Origin of the sequence: uncultured Legionella sp., assembly GCF_937871865.1 — a bacterium.
Taxonomy (GTDB): Bacteria; Pseudomonadota; Gammaproteobacteria; order Legionellales; family Legionellaceae; genus Legionella.
Genome location: NZ_CALMPD010000311.1, coordinates 1 through 3,530, shown reverse-complemented (window position 1 = coordinate 3,530; position 3,530 = coordinate 1). Strand labels below are relative to the sequence as shown.

Genomic DNA, 3,530 nt, shown 5'->3' with positions numbered 1-3,530 from the left:
GGGTGGTCCCTTTAGGTGATGACTAAGTGGTCCTATTAGAGTGCTGAATGACAATCGCGTAGGAAAAGGTTGAAAAAGCCTGTATTAGATATAGTGGCATGATTCCTTTTGGCATTTCTTTTGATAACAGCATATTTTTTCCCTAAAGCTATTTTGGAAGGTGACTCTATCATTAAAAATGGATAAACTTAATCCCTTTTTGCAATTATCCTGAGTTTCAATGGATGATAATTGAAATTGCTGTATAGGTGTTTAGGAATGAACAAAATTACTAGAGTTTCATGGGATGAAGTTAAGCCTCAAGTAAAACAAGTCAACGAATCGATATATCGTGTCATTGAAGAAATTAAACCTGACAAAGAGATACCATTCTTTGTAGCTCGCTATAAATTTGGTGAACATTTCGGTATTAAAAATCATGCTTATCTGCCCACCAGTAGTGGTCAAATGGAAAAAATTGACAGCAAGCACACCGATAACGAGTTATTCAATCATCTGGGCTATGGCAAAAATAGCTTACCTTTGGGGTTAATTCTGGATAAATTTTGTGAGTGGCATTATTTTGGTGAAGATGAACGCATTTTTCCAGACTGTGTCCAGGGGCCTGGTGCAATTTTTAATATGCAGGTTATTTTTGATGAGGATCAGACTGTAGATAATAATGTGCTCTCTGTCTCATCTGGAGCGCTTTCCTCCTTTCTATTACCGAATATCGGTTGCAAAAGAAAGCATGCGAGAATTCAGAAATATTTTAATGTTGCTGTTCCCGCGCCCAAGTCTCCGTATGAACATTACCTAGTGTTCAAAGAGATATTAAAGGATAAAAGTACCACCAATAACTGGCATAGTGAGATTCTTTATTTTTCTGAGCAGTTTATCAATGAAGTTAAATATAATGATAAATGGCTTAAGCTGAAATTATACTTCTCGGAGTCACTAAGGAAAAAGCTGACCCAAAATACTTACGATGCTTCTTGTAACGATTTATTCCTCAGTGCCAAAAGTATTAACCGTTTCAGACCTACACCATTTATCATGGATACAGCAAAATATATTTTTAATATTTGCATGGGCTCAGGTATTGGTGTGAAACCAGCTATTGACGAGCAATATTTTCCGGTTAAGACGATCCAGAAAATTTATAATGAATGTTACGACTTAGAATACACCGCAACGGTTATGGTTCCGTCAGCCTTGAATGGACAGTCCGATAGTGTTTACTATCCCTTACAGTGTCCCTTTGCCAAGATTAATACTTTTAAAACCAATCAAAGTAATAGTGCTTACAGTGAACTGGAAATGCTAAAAAATGTGTTATTGGCTTATCAATCGGAGTTTACTGCAGATAACAGTTCTGCTTTTGGAAGTCTGCTTTATCATGTAAGTAAACAAACGGAATTTTCTTTTTACCATTATAAATCTTCTAGTAATAAGAGCATTAATAGTTCTGAAGAACTAGAAGGTACTGATAACAGATTTGCTTTTTCCTATTGTAGCGATAAAACGCAATTTGCCAGCGATGCAAAGTTATTTAGAGGGTGTGTTAGATTAAGCAAACAATAAGGCTATACAGATGAGAATATTAGAAACAGAACGATTATTAATGCGAACTTTTCAAGAAAATGATGTGGAATCCTTAATTGGCATTAGCCAGGATCAAAATGTAATGCGATTTTTTCCAGCCATACCTACGCGAGAAGAAACTATTGCATTCATAGATAGAATCATCTCTCATCAAGAAGAAAAGAATTTCTCGCTATATGCTGTTGAAATTAAAAATACCAGTGAGATGATAGGTTTTGTCGGTTTATTTACTGCAACATTTCAAGCTCATTTCACTCCAGCAATTGAAATTGGTTGGCGTTTATCTTCAAAACACTGGAACCAAGGCTATGCAACAGAGGCCGCCAAAGCAGTCCTTGATTATGCTTTTAGAAAACTAGATTTGGATGAAGTTGTCTCGTTTACATCCGAATTAAATAAGCCGTCTATTCGAGTAATGCAAAAGATTGGATTACATACCAATTTAGAAGATAATTTTGATAACCCTAAAGTACCTACAGGTAGCCCTTTAATGGGTCATGTTTTGTATAGATTAAAACGATCAGAGTATCTATCAACTCAAGGTTAAATCATCAATTTTCAAATCGAGTAATTTCAGATATTTATTGCTAATGGCCTTTTTTTCGAGCGGCGGAATATATACTGTTGTTATTGAAGAAATAGCGGATAGCTCGAGATTACTAAGTTGTATCCATTCTATTCGGGGAGGGCAAGTAGGAAGAGAGGGCGCTTCATAAAGACAAATGGAGTAATCTACTGGATAGTAGCTACTCAGATAATCTTTTAAAATTGATAGGTAATTAGTTTTTTTCCCATCAGCTCTACCAAAATTTGCTACCTGCCAGAGTATTAAATGTGCATGAATATCAAGACACCGTTCAAATAATACCAATTCTGTGGCTTCAATTGAAAAACATCCCTGATCGCCCGGATCAATTTCTAGATCACTAAACAAGCAATCTTGGGAAGATATTGCAGGTAAAATAATTGCTTCGCCGTTATCCTGTTTAATTTGTCTCACTGCATTAAGCGCAGAATCTGCAAAAACGGTAGGATGGCCGTAAAAAACAACGCATAAAATTGAAGCCTGTTTATATTCTTCAATGATATGAGTTGTTAGTGCCTGATAGGCTTCAGCCCGTTTTTCGTAGCTAAAATAGATAGTATCCAACGATTCAGAGTTTTTAGCTTCTCGTTGAATCCATTGTTTTAGATTATCTTCATTTACAAGATAAAGTACCTTATCAGCATTTTGGATAACACGTTTTGTTTCTTCAGTTAGATGGGAAATCGATTTTATTCCCGATCCTACTACTATAAGTTTATGCATTAATTCGTTTTTTATTCTCTATGGTATTGCTATCAACTTTGTAGGAATTTTGTATTGAAACTATTTTATTGGCATTAGCCTGCTTTTGTTTGTTTTGATTGATATTTAAGAATAACTCATTGTTATTTATTAAATACTCATTTCCCACAGCATATTCAAGTTTATCCATTAAACTCATTTGATATTCCTTATATTGAATTTGATAGCCATTGTACAAATAAAATTCTTACAGGTATAGCCTAAAAAAATATTTGCAGTGATGTGCTCATTATGCTCTAATAAATACTCGAAACGAGTATTTTGATTTATGAGTTACAGGAGTTGAGAAATCATGGGCAATATTCACCTAATCCCCCGACTAATTCGCTTAAGAGATGCTCCAACCTACGTAGGTATGGATCGTCATCGGTTTAATAAAGATGTCAGACCTAACTTGGTCGAAGTTCCAATGGGAATTCAGGGAATTGCATTTGATCGACTTGATTTAGACGCATGGGTAGACGATTATATCGAGTGTAGTGGTCGTCCTGCGATAACCAAGCAGAGGAGTTTGGAACAATGGGACGAAAAAAATCGCCGGGGCTCTTCAAAAGAGGTGACTATTGGCACATCGATAAAGCGGTCTTTGGATGCAGAA

General features: G+C 35.7%; 5 protein-coding genes. 3 read left to right on the top strand and 2 right to left on the bottom strand.

Annotation, left to right across the window (positions count from 1 at the left end):
• The first annotated feature begins 258 nt into the window (after positions 1–258).
• Positions 259–1,563: a hypothetical protein gene (locus tag Q0495_RS16770; protein ID WP_298628488.1), complete on the top strand. Its 1,305-nt coding sequence runs from the start codon at positions 259–261 to the stop codon at positions 1,561–1,563.
• 10 nt (positions 1,564–1,573) lie between these two features.
• Positions 1,574–2,131 carry a GNAT family N-acetyltransferase gene (locus tag Q0495_RS16765; protein ID WP_298628485.1) on the top strand — a complete coding sequence of 186 codons (558 nt, stop codon included), beginning with the start codon at positions 1,574–1,576 and terminating at the stop codon, positions 2,129–2,131.
• On the opposite strand, the gene Q0495_RS16760 is transcribed toward Q0495_RS16765, so the two are convergent.
• Both Q0495_RS16760 and Q0495_RS16755 read right to left on the bottom strand, forming a co-directional pair.
• Positions 2,117–2,893 carry an SAM-dependent methyltransferase gene (locus Q0495_RS16760; protein WP_298628483.1) on the bottom strand — a complete coding sequence of 259 codons (777 nt, stop codon included), beginning with the start codon at positions 2,891–2,893 and terminating at the stop codon, positions 2,117–2,119. The two genes, Q0495_RS16765 and Q0495_RS16760, sit on opposite strands and share 15 nt — an antisense overlap.
• Complete coding sequence (locus tag Q0495_RS16755; protein ID WP_298628480.1) at positions 2,886–3,071, bottom strand: hypothetical protein; 186 nt, start codon at positions 3,069–3,071, stop codon at positions 2,886–2,888. Before Q0495_RS16755 ends, Q0495_RS16760 begins: the two co-directional genes overlap by 8 nt.
• Positions 3,072–3,224: 153 nt before the next feature.
• Here Q0495_RS16755 and Q0495_RS16750 point away from each other — a divergent pair.
• Positions 3,225–3,530, top strand: a 306-nt coding sequence (locus tag Q0495_RS16750; RefSeq protein ID WP_298628477.1) for a hypothetical protein, incomplete at its 3' end; no start/stop codon positions are given.